This window comes from Methylobacterium sp. Leaf100 (assembly GCF_001422845.1).
GTDB lineage: Bacteria > Pseudomonadota > Alphaproteobacteria > Rhizobiales > Beijerinckiaceae > Methylobacterium.
In genome coordinates this window covers 229839-254701 of the sequence record NZ_LMMW01000023.1, presented here as the reverse complement: position 1 = coordinate 254701, position 24863 = coordinate 229839, and the positions used below count along the sequence as shown (strand labels likewise).

The following is a 24863-nucleotide window of genomic DNA, read 5'->3' as shown; positions in this document are numbered from 1 at the left end:
GAATTCAGGTCACGGCGCGGCCGGCCGGTCGCGCCAGCTCAACGGGCCGGTGCGCTCGTAGAGCCAGGCGTATTGCCGGGTCATCTGACCCGCGCGGGTGAAGCGATAGGCGAAGGCCCCAACGGCGAGCGCGAACACGGCATCGACGGCGTAGGCCGGCGCGGACAGGAGCGTCCCCTCGAACAGGGCGTAATGCAGGAACCGCGTCACGGCCGCGATCAGCAGGAGCGCGAGGGCGCAGTGCCAGAACGGGCGCCAGCCGCGTGCCATGCCACTCCCGGTCATCCAGGCGGCCGAGCCCCCCATCGCCACGGTGACGAGGAGGAAGATGCCCAATGTCGCGCCGGTCAGCGCGAAGGTCTCCGGCATCAATGCTGTCCCCCTTCGAGGTAGGCGGCCTTCACCTGCGGATCGTCGAGGAGCGCTTGGCCCGTCCCGCTCATGGTGACGGTGCCCGTGACCATGACGTAGCCGCGATGCGCCAGCTTGAGCGCATGGTAGGCGTTCTGTTCGACGATGAACACGGTCAGACCCTCCGTGCGGTTCAGTTCGCGCACGGTGGAGAAGATCTGCTTGACCACCAGGGGGGCGAGGCCGAGCGACGGCTCGTCGAGCATGAGCAGGCGCGGCCGGCTCATGAGGGCACGGGCGATGGCGAGCATCTGCTGCTCGCCGCCCGACATGGTGCCGCCGCGCTGGTCGATGCGCTCCTTAAGCCGCGGGAATAGGGTGCACATCCGCTCGAGATCTTCCGCGAAATGCTTTCCGCCGTTGACGGCCGCGCCCATCTGCAGGTTCTCGCGGACCGTCATGCGCGAGAAGATGCGCCGGCCCTCCGGCGACTGGGCGAGGTTGAGGCGCGCGATCTCGTGGGTCGGCAGCTTCGTGATGTCCTGACCCGCGAAGGTGATGGTGCCCTCGCGCGCCTGGGGCTGGCCGAAGATCGTCATCATCAGGGTGGATTTGCCGGCCCCGTTGGCGCCGATGAGGGCGACGATCTCACCCTCGTTCACGTCGATGTCGACGCCTTTCAGGGCGCGGATGCTGCCGTAATAGGCCGACACGCCGCGCACGCTGAGCAGCGGCGCCTTCGCTTCCGCCGCCTGGGCGCGGGTCTCGTCCACGAGGACGTTGATGCCGGCGACGCTCATGCATGGGTTCCTGCAAGGCCGACTTCGGCCTCGACGGCGGCGACTTCCTCGTCGTCGACGCCGAGATAGGCGGCGATGACCCGCGTGTCGTTGCGGATCGCGTCGGGCGTGCCGTCGGCGATCTTGATGCCGTAATCGAGCACCACGATCCGGTCGGAGATCTGCATCACCACCGACATGTCGTGCTCGATGAGGAGCACCGAAGTGCCGAACTCGTCGCGGATGAGGCGCAGCAGAGTGTTGAGGTCCGCCGATTCCCGCGGGTTCAGGCCGGCGGCCGGCTCGTCGAGGCAGAGCAGGACCGGGTCCGTGCACATGGCCCGGGCGATCTCGAGGCGGCGCTGATCTCCGTAGGGCAGGTCGCCGGCCGGCTCGTCGGCCCGGCGGGTGAGGCCGATGCGTTCGATCCAGGCAGCGGCCTTCGCGATCGCTTCCTCTTGCGCCCTGCGGTAGCTCGGCAGGCCGAGGATGCCCGCCAGGCTGAAGGCGGAGGCCTTCATCAGGGGCTTGTGCATGGCGACCAGCAGGTTCTCCAGCACGGTCATCTGCGGGAACAGGCGGATGTTCTGGAAGGTGCGGGCGACGCGGGCGAGGCGATTGACGTCGTGGCCGGGCAGGCGCTCCAGCAGGTAGGTCTCGCCGCCCGACTGACGCAGCCGGATCATCCCTTCGGTGGGTTTGTAGAAGCCCGTGATGCAGTTGAAGACCGTGGTCTTGCCGGCGCCGTTCGGGCCGATGAGGGCCGTGATGTCGCCGCGCCCGACCTTGAACGAGACGTCGCCGACGGCGGTGAGGCCGCCGAAGCGCATGGTGAGGTGATCGACCACGAGGATCGGATCGGCCGGGCCCCCGGGAACGGCGGCCGGGGGCTCGTCCTTCAGGGTGGCGAGGCGGGTGAGACCGGTGGCGTCGCTCATCGGGCGCGCGCTCCCAGGCGCACGGAGGGCGTGCGCTCGGAGATGAGGCCACGCGGACGCCAGACCATCATCGCCACCATGGCGAGGCCGAACAGCAGCAGGCGGTACTCGTTGGGGTCGAAGCCCTCGCCGAACACCGCCTTGAGGAAGCCGAGGTTGCGCAGCAATTCGGGCGCCCCCACCATGGCGATGGCGGCGACGGCCACCCCGAGCTGGCTGCCCATGCCGCCGAGCACGACGATGGCGAGGATGATGGCGCTCTCGAGGAAGTTGAAGCTTTCCGGCGAGACGAACCCCTGCCGCACGGCGAAGAACGAGCCGGCGAACCCGGCGAACATGGCGCCCAGGGCGAAGGCCGAGAGCTTGGTGATGGTGGTGTCGATGCCGAGCGACCGGCAGGCGATCTCGTCCTCGCGGAGCGCCTCCCAGGCACGGCCGAGCGGCAGCCGGCGCATCCGCAGGGTGACGAGGTTGGTGATGAGCGCGAGCACTAGGATGAGGTAATAGAGGAAGACCACCCGGTGCATCGGGTTGAAGGCGAGGCCGAAGACGTTGGCGAACCCGCCCTCCCCGGCCGTGAACGGAATCCCGAAGAAGCTCGCCCGCGGGATCGACGACAGGCCGGCGGACCCGCCCGAGAAGTCGACCCAGTTGATGAGCACGAGGCGGATGATCTCCCCGAAGGCCAGGGTGACGATGGCGAGGTAATCGCCGCGCAGGCGCAGGACGGGAAAGCCCAGCAGCACGCCGAAACCCGCCGCGAACAGGCCGGCCAGCGGCAGGCAGACCCAGAACGACAGGCCGAACACCGTCGAGAGCAGGGCATAGGAATAGGCACCGACGGCGTAGAAGGCGACGTAGCCGAGGTCGAGGAGGCCGGCGAGGCCCACCACGATGTTGAGGCCCCAGCCGAGCATCACGTAGGTGAGGATGAGGATGCCGAGATCGATCCAGTAGCGCCCCTCCGACAGGCCGCCCGACCCGAGGGCGGCGAGCAGCGGCAGGGTGACGGCGACCACGAGGGTGAGGGGCCCGATGATCCGGCCGGGACGCGCGACGCGGGCGGGGGCCGTGGACTCCGCCTCCGCCAGCGTCCGGATATCGCGGCGGCGCGAAACCTCGCCGAGCATGAGGCGCTGGGCGAGCCGCAGGACGAACACCGCCGCGCACAGGCCGGCGACGAGGCCCCAGCGGCCGGTGAGTTCGAGGCCGGTGCCCTGGCCGAGATCCGTGCGGTAGGCCACCACCGGGATGGCGAGGCCCAGGGTCACCAGGGCAAAGAGCGCGGCATCCTTGATCATTTCGGGCAAGGCGGCGCCGGAGCGGCGCGCCACGGTCGGGGCCACCCGGCCGATCGTCGTACCTTGAGCCACGCTAGACCTTCTCCACTTCGGGGCGCCCGAGGATGCCGGACGGCTTAAAGATGAGCACCACGATCAGGATCAGGAACGCGGCGACGTCCTTGTACTCGATGGAGAAGTAGGCCGACCAGAACGTCTCGATGAGGCCGATGATCAGGCCGCCGAGGACGGCGCCCGGCAGGGAGCCGATGCCGCCGAGCACGGCCGCCGTGAACGCCTTCACGCCGGGCACGAACCCGTCCGAGAAGGAGACCACGCCGTAATACAGGAGGTAGAGGGTGCCGGCGACGGCGGCGAGTGCGGCGCCGAGCACGAAGGTCAGCGAGATGGTGCGGTCGACGTTGATGCCGAGCAGGGCCGCCATGCGCCGGTCCTGCTCGCAGGCGCGCTGGGCCCGGCCGAAGGAGGTGCGCTGGACGAGGTACCAGAAGCCGGCGAGCAGGAGCGCCGTCGTCGTCATGATGATCGCCTGCTTGTAGGACAGGGTCACGGTGTATTGCGCGTTCTCGTAGAGGACGATCACGTCGCGCACGAGGGGCGGTACCGGCTTGTTGCGGGCGCCCTGCACCACCTGGACGAAGTTCGACAGGAAGATCGACACGCCGATGGCGGAGATCAGCGGCGCCAGGCGGAACGAGCCGCGCAACGGTCTGTAGGCCGCCCGCTCGATGGCCCAGCCCCACAGGGCGGTCAGCACCATGGCGAGGATCAGCACGATCAGGAAGACGAGGGCGACGGAGGTCAGCCCGAGCCAGGTCGTGAGGATGAGGAAGAAGATCAGCGCGATGAAGGACGACAGCATGAACACGTCGCCATGGGCGAAGTTCACCATGCCGATGATGCCGAACACCATGGTGTAGCCGAGCGCGATCAGACCGTAGATCGACCCGAGGGTCAGCCCGTTGATGAACTGCTGGGCGAAGAATTCCATGGGCGCCTTTTCCAGAACCGGGCGCCATCGCGGGACCGATCAGCTTGAGCGGACAGGCCTCGCGAATGACGTGCCAGCTTGGCATGTTCCGAACGGGGGGCAACGGTCAATCCTCGGTGCCCATCCTCCGTGCACGGTCGCCGGCTCCTGAAACACGAACGGCCCGGCACAGGGGTGCCGGGCCGTCCTCGCAGTGAGACGCGAGAGCCGCTCGCGGTGGAGGCTTACTTCAGGAGGGAGACCAGGGCCTTGCCGGCCGGGGTCTTCAGTTCCTTGGCGTCGAGGGTGCCGTCGTTGTCCGGATCGGCAGCCTTGAAGCGGGCTTCCACGAGGGCGAGGTACTCGGTCTTGTCGAGGGTGCCGTCGCTGTCCGGATCGGCGGCCTTCAGGGCCTTCTTGCTGACGCGGCCCTTGAGCTCCTTGGCGTCGAGGGTGCCGTCCTTGTCGGCTTCCAGCTTGTCGAACCGCGCGGCGGCCACGGCCTGGACTTCCTTGAGATCGACCGTGCCGTCGTTGTCGGTGTCGACCATCGAGAGCACCTTCTGCGCGCTCGGCTCCTTCGCCGAGGCCGGCAACGTCAGGGGGAGCGTGAGTGCCACGGCGCCGAGGGCGGCGGTCAGACGGAACAGTTTGGACATGGAAGAACCTCTCTCGGGCAATCGCCATTGCCACTTCATCACGGGCGAACGGTCGAAAATCTATTTCATGCCGCAGTGCAATATTTCAACCCCCGCCCCGGGGTGAACCGGTAGAATCCTGCCGGTTCGGCGACCCTCGGGACGGGCGGCGCGGTGGGCCGCCCGTCCCGCGCCCGGTCAGTCGCGGGGTTTCGGAGCGGGACCGGCCGGTGCCGGCATCGCCGCGAGCTTGTCGAGCATCTGCAGGGCAATCTCGGCGCAGGCCTTCATCGGTTCGTCGGCGGCGCATTTCACGTCGAGGGCGGTGTCGCCCCGCTCCAGGCGGAACTGCGCGGCCTTCGGCGGCGGAGGCGGGGCGTCGGGGCCGCCACGGGGGCCGCGCGGGCCGCCATGGGGCGGTGGAGGCGGCGGCGCGCCGGCTTCGGGACCGGTTTTCGGACCACCGGGCGGCGGCGGGGCGGGCTGGGCCACGGCGGCGGACGCGCACAGGATCGCAGCCGCGCTCAGCAAGGCGAGGGTCTTGGTCATGGGTGGAACTCTCGGTGAGGGTGCCCGTGAGGCACCGAGGCTAGGAACGCGGATCGGAAGGCCGGGGTTCAGAAGACGCGCTTCTCGCGCACCTGACCGTCGAAGCCGACATGGAGGTGGCGCTCGCGGCCATCCGCGCCCTTGGCCGCGACGTCGAGGTGGCGTGGCCCCCGGCCCGTGACGCGGATGTCGGAATAGCCGGCGGCCTCCACCTGGGCCGTCAGGGCGGGCACATCGGCCCTCGGGCCGAGGCCCATCTTGTCCTTGGCCCAGTCGAGGGTGCCGGGGGGCGGGCCGCCGGCGGGGCCGACCACGACCTTGGTGCCGTCGGCGCGGGTGATCAGCGCGGCATGGAGGAAGCCGTTCTCGAACCGGCCCTGGACGGTGACGGCCTCGCCGGTCGTCACCAGGGTGCCGCCCTCGCCGCGCTTGCCCGTCTCCACCAGGGCCTTCCCGGTGCCGTCCTGCACCACGAACTTGTTGCCGTAGATCTCGGCGACGGTCCCCTTCGCGGCGATGGCGGCGGAGGGCTTCAAGTCCGAGACCGCGACGGGCTCCACCGGCGTGAGGGTCGCGGTGTTGTTCTGCGCCAGCGACAGGCCGACGGCGCCGAAGGCGAGGGGGGCGGCGATGGCGCCGGCCACGAGGGTACGCTTCCTGGAACGCTTGGCCTTCTTCGGGGTCAGGTCGGTGGCGGTCCGGTCGATGGTGTCGGTATTCATGGTGTCGGTGTTCCTGTCGGCGTTGCCCTTTCGGGTTGACGCCGTTCTAGGGAAGCCCCGCCAATCCGATCTGAACCGCGCGGTTCAGCCCCGGTTAAACCCAACGGCGTAGCCCGCCCCTTCCCATCCGCCGCCGCCCACGGATTCTACGCCCGATGAAGATCCTGCTTGTGGAGGACGACGCGCCGCTGGCCGCCGAGATCGCCAAGGCGTTGCGGGCGGAGAACTTCGCCCTCGACCACGCCGTGAACGGCGAGGACGGCCAGCACCTCGGCGAGACCGAGACCTACGACGCCGTGGTGCTCGACCTCGGCCTGCCCAAGCGCGACGGGATCGGGGTGCTCCAGGCCTGGCGCGGGGCCGGTCGGACGGTCCCGGTGCTCATCCTCACGGCGCGCGACGGCTGGAGCGACAAGGTGGCGGGCTTCAAGGCCGGGGCCGACGATTTCCTGGTCAAGCCGTTCCGGGTCGAGGAACTCGTGATCCGCCTGCGCGCCCTGGTGCGGCGCGCCACCGCGCACGGGGCGAACCGCGTCGTCTGCGGACCCCTGACATACGATTCAGGGCTCGGCACCTTCGAGCGCGACGGCCTGCCCCTGAAACTCACGGGCCTCGAATGGCGGGTGCTGTCCTGCCTGATGCTGCGCAAGGACGGGGTGGTGCCGCGCGGCCAGCTCATCGAGCGGGTCTATGACGGCGACGCCGACGTCGATTCGAACTCCGTCGAGGTCATCATCACCCGCCTGCGCCGCAAGATCGCCCCGGCCCGCATCGAGGGCGTGCGCGGCCACGGGTATCGCCTGATGCCGGGCGAGGCGGCCTGATGCCGCCGCGCGAGCCGGAGCCCCCTGCCCCGCCCCCTCCGAAAGCCGAGGGCGTGGCCGGGCCGTTCCATCTCGGTTCGCTTCAGCGCCGGCTGCTCGCCGCCGCCCTGGTCCTCGTCACCGTCGCCCTCGTGGTGGCGGGCGTCGCCATCGGGCTTGTTCTGTACCGCTTCGTCCGGGGCCAGCTCGACAGCCGCCTCGACAGCCAGCTCGTCGCCCTCGCGGCCGGCCTGGAACGCGGCCCCGGCGACCGCTTGCGGCTCGCGCGCAACCTCGACGGGCCGCCCTTCGACCGGGACCGGGCCGGCTGGTACTGGCAGGTGCGCCAGGGCGGCACCGTCCTGCGCTCCGGCGCCCTGGAGGGCCGCGACCTCGCCGTCGAGGCGGGACGCCCCGAGCGGGACGACACGGATCGGCCGCGCCCGGCCGACGGCACCGGCCCGTGGGGCGAGAGCCTGATCCTGCGCGTCCTCACCCTGCCGCCCGCGCCTGGCGTGCCGCCCGCGATCCTCGTGGCCTCGGCGCCGTCCGCCGCCCTGCGCGGCCCCTTGCGCGAGGCGGCCGGCGCCCTGGCGCTCATCCTGGGCCTCCTCGGTGTCGGTCTTCTGGCCGGAGCCCTCGCGCAGATCCGCCTCGGCCTCAGGCCCCTGGAGCGCCTCCGCCGCGACCTCGCGGAGGTGCGTGCCGGGGACCGCGCCCGCGTGCCGGGCAAGCAGCCGGCCGAGATCCGCCCCCTGGTGGCGGAGGTCAACGCGCTCCTCGACCAGAACGCGGTCAACCTCGAGCGCGCCCGCACCCATGTGGCCAACCTCGCCCACGGGTTGAAGACGCCGCTCGCGACCCTGTCCCTCGCCTTGTCCGACCGGTCCCGCGACCCCGACGGGACCCTGGCCAGCCTCGTCGGTTCGATGGATTCCCAGGTCCGACACCATCTGCGCCGCGCGCGTGCGGCGGCCCTCGGTGGAGCCACCCGCGCCCGCACGCCCCTCGCCGGACCCGTCGCGGATCTGCGCACCACCTTCGCGCGGCTCTATGCCGAGAAAGGGCTCGTCATCGACGTCACCCTTCCGGCCGGCGTGACCGACACGTCCAACGCGGCCGTCGCCTGCGACGCCCAGGACCTCGACGAGATGCTCGGCAACCTCATCGACAACGCCTGCCAATGGTGCCGCGGCTACGTGCGCGTCGGTGCGGTCAGCACCGCATCCGGCCTGGTGATCACCGTGGAGGATGACGGGCCGGGCCTCGCTGCCGAGGCCGCCGCCGAAGCGGTCCGGCCCGGGCGGCGCCTCGACGAGACCGTGCCGGGCAACGGCTTCGGCCTGTCCATCACCCAGGAATTGGCCGAACTCTACGGCGGCGGCCTCCGCCTCGACCGCTCGGCCCTCGGGGGACTCCGCGCGGCCCTGACCCTGCCGGTGTGACGCCCTCAGGCGAAGTGCTTCGAGAGCTTCAGCCCTTGCGCCTGATAGTTCGAACCGGCCCCGGCCCCGTAGAGTGTCGCCGGCACCTCGGCCATGCGCTCGTAGACGAGGCGGCCGACGATCTGGCCGTCCTCAAGCAGGAACGGCACGTCGCGCGAGCGGACCTCCAGCACGGCCCGGGCGCCGGCCCCGCCGGCCGCGGCAAAGCCGAAGCCCGGATCGAAGAAGCCGGCGTAATGCACCCGGAACTCGCCCACGAGGGGATCGAACGGCACCATCTCGGCGGCGTGGTCCGGCGGCACCTGCACGGATTCCTTCGAGGCCAGGATGTAGAACTGGCCCGGATCGAGGATCAGGGCGCCCGAGCCGTCGGCGGCCAGCGGCTCCCAGAACTCGGCCGTCCGGTGCGCGCCGGGTCTGTCGACATCGACGAGGCCGGTGTGGCGCTTGGCCCGGTAGCCGATGAGCCCGTCGAAGCCGGAGAGATCGATGGAGACGGCGATGCCGCCCTGGAACGACGGCTGGCCCGCATCGACCAGGGGCGTGTGGGCGTGAAGCGCCGCGAGCGCAGCGTCGGTGAGGCGCGGATCGCCCCGGCGGAAGCGTATCTGCGACAGGCGCGAGCCCGTGCGCACCTTGACCGGGAAGGTGCGTGGGGAGATCTCGGCGTAGAGCGGGCCGTGGTAGCCGGCCTCGACCTGATCGAACGCCGTGCCCCGGTCGGTGATGACCCGGGTGAACACGTCGATGCGCCCCGTCGAACTCTTGGGATTGGCGCTGGCGGCGAGATCGGCCGGCAGGGCGAGGTGCTCCTGCAACTCGGCGATGTAGACGCACCCCGTTTCCAGCACGGCGCCCTGGGTCAGGTCCATCTCGTGCAGCACGAAGGCCTCGATGCAGGCCGCGACCGTGCGGGCGCCGGGCAGGAAGCTCGTGCGGACGCGAAATACCCGGGCGCCGAGGCGCAGATCGAGGCTCGCGGGCTGGATCTGGTCCGGGGCGTAGAACGTGTCCGGCCGGATCGCCCCGGCCTGCGTCAGGGCCGCGATCCCCTGCGCCGCCAGGATGCCGGTGCGCGCCTCTGTCTGCATCACGTCCGGCCCTTCGCTTCGCCCGCACTCGATCGGGCGCCTCGTGTCGATGAGGATCGCCGAATTCGCGGCAGTGTCGCGGCGACGGCCTAAGGCCGCGTTAAGCTTCCGGCTCCTCGGGCGTCGCGAGCACGATCTGCGCGAGCACGATCCGCGCGAGGGCGAGGCGGGCGAGAGCCCCCATGGTGACGAGGCCGGCCAGCGCGCTCGCCAGGACGGGAAAGCCCGCCGGCCAGACGATCAGGCCGAAGCCGAACAGCACCGCGCCGAGGCCCGCGCCCGGCCCGACGGCGAGCACCACCGAGGGCATGCCCACCATGCGGGGCGACGGCCCGGTCCGCCGCGCGACCCGGGCGCCGGCCATCCGCGACAGCCCGTCGAGGGCGAGGGCGGCAACGAGCGCCGCGGCGGCCCAGGTGTTGGCATCCGGGGCGTGCCACGCGAAGGCGGCGGCGAGCCCGGCCATGGCAAGGCTGGCGAGAAGCCCCCGCGTCGGGGTTCTCCCCGGAAGCGGCGGAGAACCCCGCGAAACCGTCTCGTCGACCACGCAGGCTGGTCCTCATTTTTCCGCGGGTGTCCCCGCATTCACCACGATTGACGCGGTTTTCGCCGGGCCGTACCACGACGCCCTGAGCTTGTCGCGATCCTGGGTCGCGCCCGGGTCAGGCCCGGCCACGGAGGCGTTGAAGGCGATGTACAAGGCTCAGACGCGTGGGATCAGCGTGACGGTGATGCCCCGCTTCGTCGAGGAGGAATCCTCGCCGGACGAAAGCCGCTACTTCTTCGCCTACACCGTGGAGATCGTGAACAACGGCTCCGAGCAGGTGCAACTGCGCTCGCGCCACTGGCGGATCGTCGACGGGCGCGGCTCGACCCAGGAGGTGCGGGGCGCCGGCGTCGTCGGCAAGCAGCCCGTGCTCGAACCGGGCGAGTCGTTCAGCTACACCAGCGGCTGCCCGCTCTCCACGCCCGACGGCCTCATGGCCGGCAGCTACACCATGGCGACGAATGCCGGCGAGAGCTTCGAGGCCGAGATCCCCGCCTTCTCCCTCGACTCGCCCCACGTCCGCCGCAGCGTCCATTAAGCTCATGTCCGGCCCGCGCCCCGAGACCCTCGACCTGCTGGCGCGGCTCGTGGCCTTCGACACCGAAAGTTCGAAGTCGAACCTCGCGCTCATCGACTTCGTCTGCGGCTACCTTGCCGATCTCGGCGTCCCGCACGTGCGCATTCCCGACGCGACCGGCAGCAAGGCTGCGGTCTTCGCCACCATCGGCCCGATGATCGACGGGGGCGTCGTGCTCTCGGGGCACACCGACGTGGTGCCGGTGACGGGGCAGGCCTGGACCACGGACCCGTTCACCCTGCGCATCGCCGACGGGCGCGCCTATGGGCGCGGCGCCGTCGACATGAAGGGGTTCTGCGCCCTCGCCCTTGCGGCGATCCCGGACTTCCTCGCCGCCGATCTGGCGCGCCCGATCCACATCCTCCTGTCCTACGACGAGGAGACCACCTGCCTCGGCGTCGCCGACACCATCGCGCGCTTCGGCGCCGATCTGCCGCGCCCCGGCGCCGTCATCGTCGGCGAGCCCACCGACCTCGAGGTCGCCGACGCCCACAAGAGCATCGTCACCTATATGACTACGGTGCACGGCCACGAGGCGCATTCGGCCAAGCCGATGCTCGGCGCCAACGCCGTGATGGCGGCGGCCGACCTCGTCTCCGAATTGAACCGCATCGCCGATGCGATGATTGCGCGCGGCGACGCGTCGGGCCGGTTCGATCCGCCCGCCACCACCGTGCATGTCGGCACGATTTCCGGCGGCACGGCCCGCAACATCCTGCCGAAGCTCTGCACCTTCCACTGGGAGTTCCGGGGCCTGCCCGACCTCGACATGAGCGAGATCCCGGCCCTGTTCCAGGCGAAGGTGGACAGCGTGCTGAGGGAGCGGCTCAACCGCTACGGCGATTACGGGCACATCGAGACCCTGGAGGAGGTGGCGGTGCCCGGGCTCGCACCCGAGCCCGGCTCGGCGGCCGAGCACCTCGCCCTGCGGGTGGCGGGGCGCAACCACACGGTCTCGGTGCCCTACGCCACGGAGGCCGGACGGTTCCAGGTGGCGGGTATCCCGACCGTGGTGTGCGGCCCCGGCTCCATCGACCAGGCCCATCAGCCCGACGAGTACATCACCCTCGCGGCCCTGGAGGCCGGCGAGGCGTTCATGCGCCGCCTGATCGACGAATGCCGCGTCCCATGAGAACCGTCACGGCCCGCACCATCGCCGCCGACGGCCCGGTCAAGCTCCGCCCGCTGGAGCGGGAGGATCTGATGTTCGTGCATCAGCTCAACAACAACGACAGCATCATGCGCTACTGGTTCGAGGAGGCCTACGAGTCCTTCGCCGAGTTGGCGCAGCTCTACGAGCGCAATATCCACAACCAGACCGAGCGGCGCTTCATCATCGCCAATGCCGACGGCGAGCCCGCCGGTCTCGTGGAGCTCGTGGAGATCAACCACCTCCACCGGCGCTGCGAGTTCCAGATCGCGATCCACCCGATGTTCCAGGGCCAGGGCTACGCCCCCCGCGCTACCCGCATCGCCATGGACTACGCCTTCAGCGTGCTCAACATCCACAAGCTCTACCTGCACGTGGACAAGGACAACGCCCGGGCCGTGCGCATCTACGAGCGCTGCGGCTTCGTCCCCGAAGGCATTCTCAAGGACGAGTTCTTCGTCAACGGCAAGTACCGCGACGCCGTGCGGATGTGCCTGTTCCAGCCGGAATATCTGGCGCGCCGGGGCAGCGGCGAGATCGCCGAGCCCGTGTTGAAGGCCTGACGGCGCCGCCAAGGGATATGCGTATGATCGTCGTCTCGCTTACCTACGTCAAAAGCACCGAGGAGGCCGACCGCCACATGGCGGACCATCTGGCGTGGGTGAAGCGGGGCTATGCCGAGCACGGCTTCCTCGCCTCCGGCCGCAAGGTGCCGCGCACCGGCGGGGTAATCCTCGCCCGCGGCCCACGTGCGGAGATCGAGGCCTTCATCGAGACCGATCCTTTCCGCCAGCACGGCATCGCCGACTTCGAGATCACCGAGATCGACGTGACCACGGCGATCGAGGGACTGGAGGCCCTGAAAGGCTGAGCCCAGTCCTCGGTTCTCATACGGTTTCCGGCTGATCAGTTCGGTGACGCGGTATAATGCGGGCTCCCTCTCCTTCCAGGAGAGGGAGCCCGTCGCGCCCGCTCGATCCGAAGTGATCAGGCGGACACCGTATCAGTCGGCCGCGACCTGCGCCTCCACCTCGGCCGGATCGAGGTCGTAGCGTCGCGAGCAGAACTCGCAGGTGATGCCGATGCGGCCGTCGTCGGCGACCATGTCCCGGCGCTCCTGGGGCGAGAACGACACGATCATCGCCATGACCCGCTCGGGCGAACACCGGCATTGTTCGCGCACCCCCTGCGCCTCGAACACCCGCACGCCGCGCTCGTGGAACAGGCGGTAGAGCAGGGTCTCGGACGACACCGCCGGATCGACGAGCTCGTGGTCCTCGATGGTGGAGACCAGGCTGCGGGCCTCGACCCAGGCGTCGTCCTCGGGGACGCCCTGGGCGTCGAAATGGGCGTGGCCCTCCGGGATGTCGCCGGGGGGCAGGTCGGCGAGCCGCGCCCGGTCGATGGATTGCGGCAGGAACTGCACAAGGAGGCCACCCGCCCGGTAGGTGGTGGTCCCGTTCGCGTATTCCTCCGCCACGGCGAGGCGGACCTGGGTCGGGATCTGCTCGGATTGACGGAAATACTGGTGGGCCGCCTCCTCCAGGCTCTGACCCTCCAGGGCGACGACGCCCTGGTAGCGGCTGCTCTGCGGCCCCTGGTCGATGGTCATGGCGAGGTGCCCCTGCCCGATCAGGTCGTGACTTTTCAACGGGGAGCTTCCCAGGGCCTGGACACGGCCGGCATCGAAGCGCGCCGTGGCCCGCACCCGGTCGGGGGCCTCGAAATCGACGACGATCATCTCGACGGGGCCATCGCTCTTGGTCTGGAGCTGGAACCGGCCCTCGAACTTCAGGGACGAGCCAAGGAGAACGGTGAGGGCCGCCGCCTCGCCGAGCAACCGCGCCACGGGGTCCGGGTAGCCGTGCCGGCGCAGGATGGTGTCGACGGACGGACCGAGGCGCACCACCCGGCCGCGCACGTCCAGCCCCTCGACGGCGAAGGGCAGCACCACGTCGTCGTCCCCCTCGATGACGAGGGTCTGGGCAGCAGGTTCGTGTCCGGCAGTCATGGCATCTCCCTTCGGGCGCGAGGGACCCGGCCCGGCGAGCGTCCGCGAGCACGCGATCTGCGTCGTCCCCGGCCCGGCGCTCCGGCCCATCCGTCGTCCGGCCTCTGGCGTTCATATAGGACGCGACGGCAGCCCGCGCGACGGGGCACGCGCCCCGCGGTCGCGGCGTCAGAGACCTTGCGCGCGCAGGCACCACGCCAAAATACCCTTCTGGGCATGCAGGCGGTTCTCGGCCTCGTCGAAGATCACCGATTGCGGGCCGTCGATGACCTCGGCCGTGACCTCCTCGCCGCGATGGGCCGGTAGGCAGTGCATGAACAGCGCGTCCTTGGCCGCCGCCGCCATGAGCTTGGCGTTCACCTGATAAGGCGAGAGCAGGTTGTGGCGGTGGTGGTCGTCCTCGTCGCCCATGGAGACCCAGCAATCGGTCACCACGGCGTCGGCGCCGTCGACGGCCGCGTAGGCGTCGGTGGTGCAGTTGACGGCGGCGCCCTGCGCGCGGGCCCAGTCGAGGAGCGGCTGCGGCGTCGAGAGCTCCGGCGGGGCGGCGACGTTCAGGGTGAAGTCGAACCGCGCGGCGGCGTGCACCCAGCTCGCCAGCACGTTGTTGGCGTCGCCCGACCACGCGACGGTGCGGCCCTTGATCGGCCCGCGATGCTCCTCGAAGGTAAGCACGTCGGCCATGATCTGGCAGGGATGCGAGACCTTGGTGAGCGCGTTGATCACCGGCACCTCGGCGTGCTCGGCCAGTTCCAGCATCAGGTCGTGGTCGAGGATGCGGATCATGATCGCGTCGACGTAGCGCGACAGCACCCGGGCGGTGTCGCCCACGGTCTCGCCCCGGCCGAGCTGCATCTCGCCGCCCGTCAGCATCAGGGTCTCGCCCCCGAGTTCGCGCATGCCGACATCGAACGAGACCCGCGTGCGGGTGGACGGCCGGTCGAACACCATCGCGAGGGTCTTGCCGATCAGCGGCCGTTCGGCCGCGATCTCGCCCTTGCGCCGACGACCCTTGATGGCGGCCGCGGCGTCCAGCACCGTGCGCAGCTCCTGCGCCGAGAAGTCCTTGAGGTCGAGGAAGTGGCGCGGGCCGGGCCCGGTCCCGTTGAGGGTGGTGGTCATGGATCCGTTCTTCGTCTGACGGTTCGTCGTGGGACCGGCCATCACGCGGCCGCCCCCTGTGCCGGGGTCTTGAGTGCGGTGGCCGTCGCGTCGAGGCGCGCCACGGCCTCCGTCACGTCGGCATCGGTGATGATGAGCGGCGGCAGCAGGCGCACGACGTTGTCGCCCGCCGGGATGACGAGGAGGTGCATGTCCCGTGCCGTCGCGGCGAAGTCGGTGTTGGGCACGCCGAGCTTGAGCCCGAGCATCAGCCCGTCGCCGCGGATCTCCTGGATCACCCCGGGGTGGCGGTCCTGCAGGGCGGCCAGACGCTGCTTGAGCAGCAGGCCCACCTGTCCGACCCGGTCGAGGAAGCCGTCGGCCAGCACCACGTCGAGGACGGCGTTGCCCACCGCCATGGCCAGCGGGTTGCCGCCGAAGGTGGTGCCGTGGGTGCCGGCGGTCATGCCGCGCGCGGCCTCGGCCGTGGCGAGGCAGACACCCAGCGGGAAGCCGCCGCCGATGCCCTTGGCGGCGCTCATGATGTCGGGCGTCACGCCGGACCATTCGTGCGCGAACAGCCGGCCCGTGCGACCGACCCCGGTCTGGACCTCGTCCATGATCAGGAGGAGGCCATGCGCGTCGCACAGGGCGCGCAGGGCGCGCAGGTGCTCATGCGGAATCACCCTGACGCCGCCCTCGCCCTGGATCGGCTCGATCATCAGGGCGGCGGTCTCCGGGCCGATGGCGGCCTCCAGCGCCGCGAGATCCCCCGTCGGAACCTGATCGAATCCGTCTACCTTCGGGCCGAAGCCCTCGATGTACTTGGCCTGGCCGCCGGCCGCGATGGTGGCGAGCGTCCGCCCGTGGAACGCGCCCTCGAAGGTGATGATCCGGAACCGCTCGGGGTGGCCGCCGACCGCATGGTACTTGCGCGCCATCTTGATGGCGGCCTCGTTGGCCTCGGCGCCCGAATTGGCGAAGAACGCCACGTCGGCGAAGGTCGCGTCCACGAGGCGCCGGCCCAGCCGCTCGCCGTCGGGAATCTCGAACAGGTTCGAGGTGTGCCAGAGCTTTTGCGCCTGATTGGTCAGGGCGTCCACGAGGTGGGGATGGGCGTGGCCGAGGGCGTTCACCGCGATCCCGGCGCCGAAATCGAGGTATCGCTCGCCGTCGCGCGCCACGAGCCAGGCGCCCTCGCCACGCTCGAAGGCGATGGGGGCGCGGGCATAGGTCGGCAGAAGAGCGGATGTCACGATCCCGACTCCGTGTCTCGCGGCGTCCGAAGGCGACCGCACCAAATGAAAGTGCCGCCTCGGCAAGGGGGCGGCACGCGCGCGATTACTAGAGAAAAGCCCAATTCTGTCAATGACGGGAGGGGTTCACACCTCCGACATGACGGCCCGCTACGCCGTTCGCGGAGGTGCCTTGCGTGCCACGCGCGGACATGGTCAGAGCCCCTCGGAACGGTTTCTCAGGAGATGCGACGCGCATGAGCACGGCCAAGGAACGCCTGGAGGCCATGGGCCTCACCCTGCCGAAGGCGGCGGCCCCCGTGGCGAACTACGTGCCGTTCGTCCGCACCGGCAACCTCGTGGTGATCTCGGGGCAGATCTGCTTCGGGCCCGACGGTAAGCTCGACCCGGCCCATCTCGGCAAGCTCGGCGCCGAGGTCTCGGTTGAGAACGGCATCGCGGCCGCGCGCCTGTGCGCCATCAACGTCCTGGCCCAGGTTCAGGCGGCCGTGGGCGACCTCGACCACGGCGTGGTGCAATGCGTGCGGCTCGGCGGCTTCATCAACGCGGTGCCGAGCTTTTCCGGCCTCGCCGGCATCATGAACGGCGCCTCCGATCTCATGGTCGAGGTGCTGGGCGACCGGGGCCGCCACGCCCGCGCCACCGTGGGCGTGGCCGAACTCCCCCTCGACGCGGCCGTCGAGGTCGAGGCGATGTTCGAGGTCAAGTGAGCGTTTGAGTTGAGCGTCAACGCACCGGCCTGGCTCACCGCCCGGCCCATCGCCCATCGCGGCCTGCACGACCGGGGGGCCGGTGTGCCGGAGAACACGATCGCGGCGGCGAGCGCCGCGATTCACGGCGGCTACGCCATCGAGTGCGACGTGCAGCGCAGCGCCGACGGCGAGGCGATGGTGTTCCACGATGCCGGGCTCGGCCGCCTGACCGGGATTCCGGACCCGGTTGCGAGCCTGTCGGCCGCGGCTGTGCGCGATCTCGCGGTCGCCGGCTCATCCGAGCGCATCCCGACCCTGCCCGACTTCCTCGCCGCCATCGCCGGGCGTACGCCCCTCGTGATCGAGGTGAAGTCGCGCTACGACGGCGACATGCGCCTCCTCGAGCGCGTCGCCGAACTCGCAGCCGCCTATGCGGGCCCCGTGGCGGTCAAGTCGTTCGATCCGCAGCTCGTGGCGGCCCTGCGCGACCGCGCGCCCGGCATCCCGCGCGGCATCGTCGGCGAGACCCGCCAGGACGACCCGGCCTACGCCGCCCTGCCCCCGAGCCTGCGCCGCGCCCTGTCGGACCTGCTGCATTTCGGCGAGACCGAGCCGGACTTCCTGTCCTGGCGGGTGGACGACCTCCCCTGCGCGCCGACCCATCTCTGCCGGCTGCTCGGCGGACGCCCGGTGATGACCTGGACCGTGCGGACACCCGACCAGCGGCGTCACGCGCAAGCGCATGCCGACCAGATGGTGTTCGAGGGGTTTCTGCCCTGAGCGGCGTCTGCCCTGGGAAGACTCCCGCCCCGAGAAGTCCTCGTCGGCGGACTACCGCGCCAGCGGCTTCAGCCCATCCAGGAAGGCGGAAACCTCGCGGCGATTCCACGACGCACCGTTGTTCCAGAAGTTGAGCAGGGCAACGTGGTTGAGGCGCACCCATGCGATCACGCGCGGAAGCGCAGCACGCGAAAGGGTGCCGGGTAAAAAGTCGTCGCGGGGCTGCGGGTCCGGGCCGATGGAGACGATGAGGCAGGGCAGAGTTCTGCCCGCGCGATCGGGATACCACTTCACCCGAGGGCCATGCGCGCCCAGTGCCGTCGAGATGAAGATCGTGCCAGGAATGTTGGTGTCCTGTTCGTCGAGATTGGCCATCTCGATCAGGACGTCTTGGGCGAAATCGTCCGGCGGCGTGCGGGACGGATGCGTCTGCCCGGCATGAACGTCCATCAATCCCATCGTCTGCCCCTTCCGAAGGCACGTACCGCATCATCTTGAGCTTGCGGATCCGTCCTTGCAAGCCCCACCAACCTTGCGAGCGACCAACGCCGGACGTCGGTGACGACGGACATCCCTGCGACGGTGCGCGGCTCCGGCCCGCCCTTGGCCCCTCCGCCGGCGGGGCCTAGATTGCCTCCTCATGGACACGCCCGACGCAGCACCCGACGCCCCGGCCGAAACCGTGACCACGTTGCAGGTGCGTGCGGTCCAGGGCCTCGGCCAGATCGCGGCGGCCGAGTGGGATGCGTGCGCGACCTCGCCCGAGACCCTGTCGGCCGGCGACGAGACCCACAACCCGTTCATCTCCCACGCCTTCCTGTCGGCCCTGGAGGATTCGGGCTGCGTCTCGCGCCACACCGGCTGGCTGCCGCTCCACGTGGCGGTCGAGCGCGAAGGGCGCCTCGTCGGGGTGGCGCCGTGCTACCTGAAATCCCACAGCCAGGGCGAGTACGTGTTCGATCACGGCTGGGCCGACGCCTACGAGCGGGCCGGGGGCGCCTACTACCCGAAGCTTCAGGTCAGCGTGCCGTTCACGCCGGTGACCGGCGCGCGCTTCCTCATCGCTCCGGGGCAGGACGTGAACGAGGCGGCCTCCGCCCTGGTGGCCGGCCTGCGCGCCCTGCGGGCGGAGACCAAGGCGTCCTCGATCCACGTCACCTTCATGCAGGAGCGGGAATGGGCGCAGGCCGGGGAGTTCGGCTTCCTCCAGCGCGTCGACCAGCAATTCCACTGGGACAATGCCGGGTATGCAAGCTTCGAGGATTTCCTCGGAGCTCTGGCGTCCCGCAAGCGCAAGGCGATCCGGCGCGAGCGCCGGGATGCCCTCAGCCGCGGCATCACCATCGAGCACGTCACCGGGGCCGATCTGAAGGCGGAGCACTGGGACGCGTTCTACGCCTTCTATTCCGACACCGGTGCACGCAAATGGGGCCGGCCCTACCTCAACCGGAAGTTCTTCGATCTCGTCGGTGAACGGATGCCCGAGCGAGTGCTGCTGATCCTCGCCCGCCGCGAGGGGGAGATCATCGCGGGCGCCATCAACTTCATCGGCGACGTCGCCCTCTACGGCCGCAACTGGGGCTGCGTCGAGGATCATCCGTTCCTGCATTTCGAGGTCTGCTACTATCAGGCCATCGACTACGCCATCGCCCATGGCCTGAAGCGGGTCGAGGCCGGGGCGCAGGGCGAGCACAAGCTTGCGCGCGGCTATCGGCCGGTGCTCATGCACTCGGCCCACGACATCGCCGACCCGGCCCTGCGCCGCGCCGTGGCCGACTATCTCGCGCGCGAGCGCGCGCACGTGGTCGAGGCGGCCGACGTCCTCGACACCCTGACGCCGTTCCGGCGCGACGGGGCGGAGCGGCCGCCCGAGGAGCCCGCGTGAGCCCGACGGGGATCAGACCCGCCGGCGCCAGATCCACCCCCGAGGGGACCCGATGACCAGCCTGTACGATCTCGTTCCACGCGCCGCCGACGGCACGCCGTATCCGCTGGCGCAGCATCGCGGCCGGGTGCTCCTCGTCGTCAACACCGCCTCGCAATGCGGTTTCACCGGGCAGTATGCAGGGCTGGAGGAGATGTGGCGCCGGCACCGCGACGCCGGCCTCGTGGTGCTGGGATTTCCCTGCAACCAGTTCGGCGCCCAGGAGCCCGGGGACGCCGCCGAGATCGCCCGGTTCTGCAGCCTGACCTACGACGTCACGTTTCCGGTTCTCGCCAAGGTGGCGGTCAACGGCTCTGCCACCGATCCGGTCTTCGCCCATCTGAAGCGGGAGAAGCCGGGCCTCCTCGGGCTCACCGGCATCAAGTGGAACTTCACGAAGTTCCTCGTCGGGCGCGACGGGCGCGTGATCGCCCGCTACGCCCCGAAGACCAAGCCTGCCGATCTCGATGGGGCGATCGCGCAGGCGCTCGCCGCGCCGGCGCCTCAGGCCCCGGCGGGTGCCGCCGCCGGATAGGCCGGCGCCGTGTCCTTCGACTGGATCTCGATGAACACCCGGGTGACGTCGGGGCTCCGCGCCTTCAGCTTGGCTTCCAGGCGGCCGACCATCGCCTCGATGTTGCCGGCGCTCAGGGTGTCGTCCATGTCGAGGCTGACGTTCACCAGGATGTCGGACGGCCCCATGTGCTGGGTCAGTACGGCGTTGACGTTGTGGACGCCCGGCTCCGTGCGCACCACCTCGCGGATGGCCGCGACGAGGGCGGGGTCCGCCGCCTCGCCGATGAGCAGGCCGTGGGTCTCGATCATCAGGAAGCCCGCCATGCCGATGAGGATCGCCCCGATGGCGATGGAGGCCCAGCCGTCGAGGTCGGGCATCTCGAGCACGTGCGCCAGGATCACGCCCGAGAGGGCCACCACGAGGCCCATGAGAGCGGCGACATCCTCGACGAGCACCGTGAACAGGGCCGGGTCCTTGCTGCGGCGGATGGCCGTGAGCGGCGGGCGGCTGCCCTTCTCGGCCCAGAACGACTTCAGGGCGACGGCGCAGGAATAGCCCTCGGCCAGAACCGCGAAGCCCAGGATGCCGACATTGACCCACAGGCCCGGGATCGTGTGTCCGAACACGTGCGCGTCCGAGACCGGCTCGGGATAATGCAGCTTGTGGATGCCCTCGTAGACCGCGAAGGCGCCGCCGCCGAGGAAGATGAACAGCGCGACGATGAACGCGTAGAAGTAGATCTCGCGGCCGTAGCCGAACGGATGCAGGGCATCGGCCGGGCGCTTGGCCCGCTTCATCCCGACGAGGAGCAGGATCTGGTTGGTGGTGTCCACCATCGAATGGACGCCCTCTGCCAGCATCGCCGAGGAGCCGGTGAAGAACGCGCCGACGAACTTCGCCGCCGCGATGGCGAGGTTGGCGCCGGCGGCGGTGTAGATGGCGCTCGTGCTTTCGTGGGCCATGTGGGTCTCGTCCGGAAAAAGCCGGGGAAAGCCCAGGCGTCGAACCCTGCAACGCATGGGACAAGGCCAAGGTTCGGTCGGTAGACGCGCGGGGGACGCCTGTGCATCGTGGTGCCCGAAACGACCCGACCGGAGCGAGCGACCGTGACCGCAGCCTATGACCCTCAGAACATCTTCGCCAAGATCCTGCGCGGGGAGATCCCGGCGCAGAAGGTCTACGAGGATGACCACACCCTCGCTTTCATGGACGTGATGCCCCAGGGCGACGGCCACACCCTGGTGATCCCGAAAGCCCCGGCCCGTGGCCTCCTCGACGCCGACCCGGCTTCGCTGGCGGCGGTGGCGGCGACGGTCCAGCGCGTCGCCCGCGCGGTGAAGGCGGCCTTCGCCGCCGACGGCCTGACCGTGTTCCAGTACAACGAACCGGCCGGCGGCCAGACGGTGTTCCACCTCCACGTCCACATCCTGCCGCGCTTCGACGGCGTGGCGCTCGGGCGCCACACGGGCGGCATGGCCGATCAAGGTGTTCTGGCCGATCACGCGGCACGCATCCGGGCGGCGCTGGAGACGGCGTAGCGATCGCATGCCCCGGATCCCGGGGGACCGCTCGGGCCGGCGTCAGCCGGCGTTGACGGTGCCCTCGGCCGGAGCGGCCGCCGCGCCCATGAGCAGGCGGCGCAGGGCCGCGTTCTCGGCTTCGAGTTCGCCGACCCGGCGCATCAGCATCAGCATGGAGCCCGGATCCTCGGCGCGAGCCGGCGTGGGCGCCGGCACGGCCTCGTCCAGAAAGGTGATGCCGACGCCGTCGGCCCGGCGCCAGGCCAGGGTCGAGCGGTAGGTCCTGTCCTTCTGCGGGATGTAGAGGTCGAAGGATTCGGGAAGGGTGGTGGTTTCGCTGAGGGCCAGGCGCGCGCCCGACGCCGACATGTCGCGCACGAGACAATCCATGCTCGACGCACCCTTGTTGAACAGGATCCGGCCCTTGAGGAACGTCCTCTGCCGTACTTCCCTGCGATGCTCCGACATGGGGCGCGATCTCCGTTCACCGCTCGCGATGACGGATCCTGACACGCGCCCCTTAAGGAATGATCGCCGGGATCGGCGACTCGGGCGCGTCTCAGTGGAAGCGGCTGTCCATGGTCTGGAACAGGTAGAATCCGTTGAAGCGCACGGCCGTCTCCGCCGCCCGGTCGTCGAACTCGATGGGGGCCGCGCCGAGATCCGCGATCTTGCCCCCGAACGACCAGTGCCCGCCGCCGAGGAAGTGCGGCACCGCGCGGCTCTCGGGCACGGCGCAGCAGAGGCCCTCGACGGTCCTGAGGCAGAAAACGTTGTAGTTCTGCATCGGTCAACCTCCGATTCGCCCACCCACCGGGAGACGTAGCCGGACAATCGGACGGGTTTGTGTCGGCTCCCGGTCCGGCGGCCCTTTCGGTCTCGGGCTCAGCGCTCGGGGACGTTGCGCTCCAACTCGTCCAGCCACGCTCGGGCCGAGCCGTCGGAGGGCGCCCGCCAGTCGCCACGCGGCGACAGGGCGCCCCCGGCCGAGACCTTCGGCCCGTTCGGCAGGGCCGAGCGCTTGAACTGGCTGAAGCCGAAGAAGCGTTTCAGGAACAAGGCGAGCCAGCCGCGGATCTCGGGCAGCGCGTAGGCCCGGCGCTCGCCGCGCGGAAAGTCCGGCGGCCAGGCCCCTGCGCGCGCGTCGCCCCAGGCGTGGAGCGCCAGGAAGGCGATCTTCGAGGGCCGGAAGCCGTACCGCAGGATATGGAACAGGTTGAAATCCTGCAGGGCGTAGGGGCCGATCACATCCTGCGTGCTCTGGGGCCGGGCGCCCGCATCCACCGGCACGAGTTCCGGCGAGATCTCGGTGCCGAGGATCGCCTCCAGGGTCGCGCCCACGTCTCCGTCGAACTGTCCCGTGCCGACCACCCAGCGGATCAGGTGCTGGATCAGGGTCTTGGGCACGCCGGCATTGACGCCGTAATGGCTCATCTGGTCGCCGACGCCGTAGGTGCACCACCCGAGGGCCAGTTCCGACAGGTCGCCCGTGCCGATGACGATGCCGCCCTGCTGGTTGGCCAGCCGGAACAGGTAATCCGTGCGCAGGCCCGCCTGCACGTTCTCGAAGGTGACGTCGTAGACGGGCTCGCCGCGCCCGAACGGGTGGTCCATGTCGGCGAGCATCTTCGTCGCCGTGTCGCGGATGTCGATTTCCCGGGCGGTGGTGCCGAGGGCCGCCATCAGGGCGTGGGCGTTGGCCTTGGTCTCGTCCGAGGTGGCGAAGCCCGGCAGGGTATAGGCCAGGATGTTCGAGCGCGGCAGGCCGAGGCGGTCGAAGGCCTGGGCCACGACGATGAGGGCGTGGGTCGAATCGAGGCCGCCCGAGACGCCGATGACGGCGCGCTTCGTGCCCGTCGCCGCCAGGCGCTGGGCGAGGCCCGCGACCTGGATGTTGTAGGCCTCGTAGCAATCCTGGGCGAGGCGGGCCGGATCGGCCGGGACGAACGGAAATCGCTCGACCCGTCGCTTCAAGCCGAGGTCGCCCCTGGGCGGATCGAGGCGGAACCCGACGCGGCGACAGGCCGACCCGCGGGCCCGGGCGTTGTCGTCGAAGCTTCCGGTCTGGAGCCGCTCCTGGGCGAGCCGGTCGAGGTCGATGTCGGCGAGGGTGACGACGGGGGTGTCGGCGAAGCGCGCGCCCTCGGCGAGGCGCTCGCCCAGTTCGTCGATGCTGGTCTGGCCGTCCCACGACAGGTCTGTGGTGGATTCTCCCATCCCCGCCGCAGCGTAGACGTAGGCGCACAGGCCCCGCATGGAGGCGGCGCGCGTCAGCAGCGCGCGGGATTCCGCGCGGCCCACGGTGATGGGGCTGCCCGATGGGTTGGCCAGCACCGTGGCGCCGGCCAGCGCCAGATCCATGCCGGGGGAGGCGGGCACCCACAGGTCCTCGCACACCTCGATGCCGAGCACGAATCCCGGCACGTCGTCGGCTTCGAACAGCAGATCGGTGCCGAACGGAACGGTTTGGCCGCCGATCCGGATCGTCTGCCCGGTGATGCCGGCCCCGGACGCGAAATGGCGCTTCTCGTAGAATTCCCGATAGTTCGGCAGGTAGCTCTTCGGCACCACCCCGAGCACCCGGCCCCGGTGGATGGCGAGGGCGCAATTGTAGAGCCGGTGGCCGGCCCGCAGGGGGGCGCCGACCACCAGTACCGTGGCCAGCCCCTCAGAGCCCGCCCGCACCGCCTCCACGGCCGCCTCCACGGCCCCCTGGATCGTGGCCTGAAGGAGCAGGTCCTCGATGGCGTAGCCGGACAGGCAGAGTTCGGGAAACACTGCCAGCGCCGCGCCGTGAACGTCGCAGTCCCGCGCGAGCGCCAGGACGGCCGCGGCATTGGCCGCCGGATCGCCCGGGTGGCTGCGCCCGGTGCAGGCCGCGGCCCGGGCGAAGCCGTGGGTGTAGAGCGAGCGGAAGGGCTGGGCGGCGCAAGTCGGGGCGGGGCTGGTCTGGGCCGGGGGAGCGGTCAAGGGGCTGGGGGTCCGTAGGGGAGGGGCCGTAGGGATCTGGTGAGCCATCCTAGTCCGATCCGCCCCGTCCCTCCAACGGCCGTCGGCCGGTGGCGCAAGCGTCTGTTAACGACGATGGTCCTAACTCGTTGGTGAACCGCGCCCCTCCCGGCAGCGGACCCGCTTCGAGTAAATCCGGCCAATCATGCGCGCATCGGGACGGCTCCCCTACTCCCATCGTGATCCCTCTCG

At 70.2% G+C, this 24863-nt stretch carries 29 protein-coding genes; 11 read left to right on the top strand and 18 right to left on the bottom strand.

The window, feature by feature from the left end:
• Window positions 1-9 precede the first annotated feature (9 nt).
• The 8 genes from ASF25_RS13865 to ASF25_RS13830 all read right to left on the bottom strand — a co-directional run bounded on the left by ASF25_RS13865 (window position 10) and on the right by ASF25_RS13830 (window position 6248).
• Window positions 10-369: a DUF6867 family protein gene (locus ASF25_RS13865; RefSeq protein WP_056261316.1), complete on the bottom strand. Its 360-nt coding sequence runs from the start codon at window positions 367-369 to the stop codon at window positions 10-12.
• A complete protein-coding gene (locus ASF25_RS13860; RefSeq protein WP_056170852.1) occupies window positions 369-1151 on the bottom strand; it encodes an ABC transporter ATP-binding protein in 783 nt (260 codons plus the stop codon). Before ASF25_RS13860 ends, ASF25_RS13865 begins: the two co-directional genes overlap by 1 nt.
• Window positions 1148-2068, bottom strand: coding sequence for an ABC transporter ATP-binding protein (locus tag ASF25_RS13855; protein WP_082502702.1), 921 nt, complete (start codon window positions 2066-2068; stop codon window positions 1148-1150). Before ASF25_RS13855 ends, ASF25_RS13860 begins: the two co-directional genes overlap by 4 nt.
• Entirely contained in the window at window positions 2065-3369 is a 1305-nt protein-coding gene (livM, locus tag ASF25_RS13850) for a high-affinity branched-chain amino acid ABC transporter permease LivM (RefSeq protein ID WP_056305285.1), read from the bottom strand. Before livM ends, ASF25_RS13855 begins: the two co-directional genes overlap by 4 nt.
• A gap of 73 nt (window positions 3370-3442) precedes the next feature.
• A complete protein-coding gene (locus tag ASF25_RS13845; protein WP_056170850.1) occupies window positions 3443-4360 on the bottom strand; it encodes a branched-chain amino acid ABC transporter permease in 918 nt (305 codons plus the stop codon).
• 224 nt (window positions 4361-4584) lie between these two features.
• Window positions 4585-4998 carry a histidine kinase gene (locus tag ASF25_RS13840; protein ID WP_056305224.1) on the bottom strand — a complete coding sequence of 138 codons (414 nt, stop codon included), beginning with the start codon at window positions 4996-4998 and terminating at the stop codon, window positions 4585-4587.
• Between the two features lie 177 nt (window positions 4999-5175).
• Entirely contained in the window at window positions 5176-5526 is a 351-nt protein-coding gene (locus tag ASF25_RS13835; protein ID WP_056305221.1) for a hypothetical protein, read from the bottom strand.
• Window positions 5527-5594: 68 nt separating this feature from the next.
• Entirely contained in the window at window positions 5595-6248 is a 654-nt protein-coding gene (locus ASF25_RS13830; protein ID WP_056170841.1) for a hypothetical protein, read from the bottom strand.
• A 155-nt stretch (window positions 6249-6403) separates the two neighbouring features.
• Between ASF25_RS13830 and ASF25_RS13825 the strand changes: the two genes are divergently transcribed.
• Window positions 6404-7072: a response regulator transcription factor gene (locus ASF25_RS13825; RefSeq protein ID WP_056170840.1), complete on the top strand. Its 669-nt coding sequence runs from the start codon at window positions 6404-6406 to the stop codon at window positions 7070-7072.
• Window positions 7072-8496, top strand: coding sequence for a HAMP domain-containing sensor histidine kinase (locus ASF25_RS13820; protein WP_082502700.1), 1425 nt, complete (start codon window positions 7072-7074; stop codon window positions 8494-8496). Before ASF25_RS13825 ends, ASF25_RS13820 begins: the two co-directional genes overlap by 1 nt.
• Before the next feature lie 5 nt (window positions 8497-8501).
• Here ASF25_RS13820 and ASF25_RS13815 read toward each other — a convergent pair whose 3' ends face one another.
• Both ASF25_RS13815 and ASF25_RS13810 read right to left on the bottom strand, forming a co-directional pair.
• The gene (locus tag ASF25_RS13815) at window positions 8502-9587 is read right to left on the bottom strand and encodes a 2'-deoxycytidine 5'-triphosphate deaminase (RefSeq protein ID WP_056305217.1); all 1086 of its coding nucleotides are present in this window, start codon (window positions 9585-9587) and stop codon (window positions 8502-8504) included.
• 100 nt (window positions 9588-9687) lie between these two features.
• Window positions 9688-10134: a hypothetical protein gene (locus ASF25_RS13810; RefSeq protein ID WP_056305215.1), complete on the bottom strand. Its 447-nt coding sequence runs from the start codon at window positions 10132-10134 to the stop codon at window positions 9688-9690.
• 145 nt (window positions 10135-10279) lie between these two features.
• Between ASF25_RS13810 and apaG the strand changes: the two genes are divergently transcribed.
• From apaG to ASF25_RS13790, 4 genes are read left to right on the top strand one after another with little or no spacing between them, the layout of a single operon-like run.
• Window positions 10280-10672 carry a Co2+/Mg2+ efflux protein ApaG gene (gene apaG, locus ASF25_RS13805; RefSeq protein ID WP_056170823.1) on the top strand — a complete coding sequence of 131 codons (393 nt, stop codon included), beginning with the start codon at window positions 10280-10282 and terminating at the stop codon, window positions 10670-10672.
• Between the two features lie 4 nt (window positions 10673-10676).
• Entirely contained in the window at window positions 10677-11843 is a 1167-nt protein-coding gene (argE, locus tag ASF25_RS13800; protein WP_056305213.1) for an acetylornithine deacetylase, read from the top strand.
• The gene (speG, locus tag ASF25_RS13795) at window positions 11840-12424 is read left to right on the top strand and encodes a spermidine N1-acetyltransferase (RefSeq protein WP_056170817.1); all 585 of its coding nucleotides are present in this window, start codon (window positions 11840-11842) and stop codon (window positions 12422-12424) included. Before argE ends, speG begins: the two co-directional genes overlap by 4 nt.
• A gap of 23 nt (window positions 12425-12447) precedes the next feature.
• Window positions 12448-12732 (top strand): YciI family protein, encoded by a 285-nt coding sequence (locus ASF25_RS13790; protein ID WP_056170814.1) that lies wholly within the window; start codon window positions 12448-12450, stop codon window positions 12730-12732.
• Window positions 12733-12864: 132 nt separating this feature from the next.
• On the opposite strand, the gene ASF25_RS13785 is transcribed toward ASF25_RS13790, so the two are convergent.
• From ASF25_RS13785 to ASF25_RS13775, 3 genes are all read right to left on the bottom strand, one after another.
• The gene (locus ASF25_RS13785) at window positions 12865-13872 is read right to left on the bottom strand and encodes an Hsp33 family molecular chaperone (protein ID WP_056305211.1); all 1008 of its coding nucleotides are present in this window, start codon (window positions 13870-13872) and stop codon (window positions 12865-12867) included.
• 168 nt (window positions 13873-14040) lie between these two features.
• A complete protein-coding gene (argF, locus tag ASF25_RS13780) occupies window positions 14041-14994 on the bottom strand; it encodes an ornithine carbamoyltransferase (RefSeq protein ID WP_056305283.1) in 954 nt (317 codons plus the stop codon).
• A 41-nt stretch (window positions 14995-15035) separates the two neighbouring features.
• Complete coding sequence (locus ASF25_RS13775) at window positions 15036-16229, bottom strand: aspartate aminotransferase family protein (protein WP_056305210.1); 1194 nt, start codon at window positions 16227-16229, stop codon at window positions 15036-15038.
• A gap of 236 nt (window positions 16230-16465) precedes the next feature.
• On the opposite strand from ASF25_RS13775, the gene ASF25_RS13770 reads away from it, so the two are divergent.
• The gene (locus ASF25_RS13770; RefSeq protein WP_056261335.1) at window positions 16466-16939 is read left to right on the top strand and encodes a RidA family protein; all 474 of its coding nucleotides are present in this window, start codon (window positions 16466-16468) and stop codon (window positions 16937-16939) included.
• Window positions 16940-16948: 9 nt separating this feature from the next.
• A complete protein-coding gene (locus ASF25_RS13765) occupies window positions 16949-17701 on the top strand; it encodes a glycerophosphodiester phosphodiesterase family protein (protein WP_056305208.1) in 753 nt (250 codons plus the stop codon).
• 51 nt (window positions 17702-17752) lie between these two features.
• Here ASF25_RS13765 and ASF25_RS13760 read toward each other — a convergent pair whose 3' ends face one another.
• On the bottom strand, window positions 17753-18151 hold the full coding sequence (locus tag ASF25_RS13760) for a hypothetical protein (protein WP_056261341.1): 399 nt from the start codon (window positions 18149-18151) through the stop codon (window positions 17753-17755).
• A 190-nt stretch (window positions 18152-18341) separates the two neighbouring features.
• Here ASF25_RS13760 and ASF25_RS13755 point away from each other — a divergent pair, with 190 nt between their 5' ends.
• Together ASF25_RS13755 and ASF25_RS13750 are read left to right on the top strand one after the other, a co-directional pair.
• Window positions 18342-19586 carry a GNAT family N-acetyltransferase gene (locus tag ASF25_RS13755; protein ID WP_056305206.1) on the top strand — a complete coding sequence of 415 codons (1245 nt, stop codon included), beginning with the start codon at window positions 18342-18344 and terminating at the stop codon, window positions 19584-19586.
• Window positions 19587-19638: 52 nt separating this feature from the next.
• The gene (locus ASF25_RS13750) at window positions 19639-20160 is read left to right on the top strand and encodes a glutathione peroxidase (protein ID WP_056261344.1); all 522 of its coding nucleotides are present in this window, start codon (window positions 19639-19641) and stop codon (window positions 20158-20160) included.
• Here ASF25_RS13750 and ASF25_RS13745 read toward each other — a convergent pair.
• Window positions 20130-21104, bottom strand: coding sequence for a cation diffusion facilitator family transporter (locus ASF25_RS13745; protein WP_056170784.1), 975 nt, complete (start codon window positions 21102-21104; stop codon window positions 20130-20132). The genes ASF25_RS13750 and ASF25_RS13745 overlap by 31 nt on opposite strands.
• A gap of 144 nt (window positions 21105-21248) precedes the next feature.
• Between ASF25_RS13745 and ASF25_RS13740 the strand changes: the two genes are divergently transcribed.
• Window positions 21249-21680, top strand: a complete 432-nt coding sequence (locus tag ASF25_RS13740; protein WP_056305204.1) for an HIT family protein — start codon at window positions 21249-21251, stop codon at window positions 21678-21680.
• 42 nt (window positions 21681-21722) lie between these two features.
• Here ASF25_RS13740 and ASF25_RS13735 read toward each other — a convergent pair whose 3' ends face one another.
• From ASF25_RS13735 to ASF25_RS13725, 3 genes are all read right to left on the bottom strand, one after another.
• Window positions 21723-22130: a PilZ domain-containing protein gene (locus tag ASF25_RS13735; protein ID WP_056305202.1), complete on the bottom strand. Its 408-nt coding sequence runs from the start codon at window positions 22128-22130 to the stop codon at window positions 21723-21725.
• Between the two features lie 91 nt (window positions 22131-22221).
• Window positions 22222-22449: a hypothetical protein gene (locus tag ASF25_RS13730; RefSeq protein ID WP_056095294.1), complete on the bottom strand. Its 228-nt coding sequence runs from the start codon at window positions 22447-22449 to the stop codon at window positions 22222-22224.
• 98 nt (window positions 22450-22547) lie between these two features.
• Window positions 22548-24632: an NAD(+) synthase gene (locus ASF25_RS13725; protein WP_056305200.1), complete on the bottom strand. Its 2085-nt coding sequence runs from the start codon at window positions 24630-24632 to the stop codon at window positions 22548-22550.
• Window positions 24633-24863 lie beyond the last annotated feature (231 nt).

Bases quoted from the DNA above. Each gene is read 5' to 3' on its own strand.
- ASF25_RS13840 (WP_056305224.1), bottom strand. From the start codon at position 4,998: ATGTCCAAACTGTTCCGTCTGACCGCCGCCCTCGGCGCCGTGGCACTC.
- ASF25_RS13760 (WP_056261341.1), bottom strand. From the start codon at position 18,151: ATGGACGTTCATGCCGGGCAGACGCATCCGTCCCGCACGCCGCCGGAC.
- argE (WP_056305213.1), top strand. From the start codon at position 10,677: ATGTCCGGCCCGCGCCCCGAGACCCTCGACCTGCTGGCGCGGCTCGTG.
- ASF25_RS13820 (WP_082502700.1), top strand. From the start codon at position 7,072: ATGCCGCCGCGCGAGCCGGAGCCCCCTGCCCCGCCCCCTCCGAAAGCC.
- argF (WP_056305283.1), bottom strand. From the start codon at position 14,994: ATGACCACCACCCTCAACGGGACCGGGCCCGGCCCGCGCCACTTCCTC.
- ASF25_RS13855 (WP_082502702.1), bottom strand. From the start codon at position 2,068: ATGAGCGACGCCACCGGTCTCACCCGCCTCGCCACCCTGAAGGACGAG.
- ASF25_RS13735 (WP_056305202.1), bottom strand. From the start codon at position 22,130: ATGTCGGAGCATCGCAGGGAAGTACGGCAGAGGACGTTCCTCAAGGGC.
- ASF25_RS13865 (WP_056261316.1), bottom strand. From the start codon at position 369: ATGCCGGAGACCTTCGCGCTGACCGGCGCGACATTGGGCATCTTCCTC.
- livM (WP_056305285.1), bottom strand. From the start codon at position 3,369: ATGATCAAGGATGCCGCGCTCTTTGCCCTGGTGACCCTGGGCCTCGCC.
- ASF25_RS13790 (WP_056170814.1), top strand. From the start codon at position 12,448: ATGATCGTCGTCTCGCTTACCTACGTCAAAAGCACCGAGGAGGCCGAC.
- ASF25_RS13815 (WP_056305217.1), bottom strand. From the start codon at position 9,587: ATGCAGACAGAGGCGCGCACCGGCATCCTGGCGGCGCAGGGGATCGCG.
- ASF25_RS13830 (WP_056170841.1), bottom strand. From the start codon at position 6,248: ATGAATACCGACACCATCGACCGGACCGCCACCGACCTGACCCCGAAG.
- ASF25_RS13785 (WP_056305211.1), bottom strand. From the start codon at position 13,872: ATGACTGCCGGACACGAACCTGCTGCCCAGACCCTCGTCATCGAGGGG.
- speG (WP_056170817.1), top strand. From the start codon at position 11,840: ATGAGAACCGTCACGGCCCGCACCATCGCCGCCGACGGCCCGGTCAAG.
- ASF25_RS13750 (WP_056261344.1), top strand. From the start codon at position 19,639: ATGACCAGCCTGTACGATCTCGTTCCACGCGCCGCCGACGGCACGCCG.
- ASF25_RS13845 (WP_056170850.1), bottom strand. From the start codon at position 4,360: ATGGAATTCTTCGCCCAGCAGTTCATCAACGGGCTGACCCTCGGGTCG.
- ASF25_RS13835 (WP_056305221.1), bottom strand. From the start codon at position 5,526: ATGACCAAGACCCTCGCCTTGCTGAGCGCGGCTGCGATCCTGTGCGCG.
- apaG (WP_056170823.1), top strand. From the start codon at position 10,280: ATGTACAAGGCTCAGACGCGTGGGATCAGCGTGACGGTGATGCCCCGC.
- ASF25_RS13745 (WP_056170784.1), bottom strand. From the start codon at position 21,104: ATGGCCCACGAAAGCACGAGCGCCATCTACACCGCCGCCGGCGCCAAC.
- ASF25_RS13755 (WP_056305206.1), top strand. From the start codon at position 18,342: ATGGACACGCCCGACGCAGCACCCGACGCCCCGGCCGAAACCGTGACC.
- ASF25_RS13860 (WP_056170852.1), bottom strand. From the start codon at position 1,151: ATGAGCGTCGCCGGCATCAACGTCCTCGTGGACGAGACCCGCGCCCAG.
- ASF25_RS13825 (WP_056170840.1), top strand. From the start codon at position 6,404: ATGAAGATCCTGCTTGTGGAGGACGACGCGCCGCTGGCCGCCGAGATC.
- ASF25_RS13770 (WP_056261335.1), top strand. From the start codon at position 16,466: ATGAGCACGGCCAAGGAACGCCTGGAGGCCATGGGCCTCACCCTGCCG.
- ASF25_RS13730 (WP_056095294.1), bottom strand. From the start codon at position 22,449: ATGCAGAACTACAACGTTTTCTGCCTCAGGACCGTCGAGGGCCTCTGC.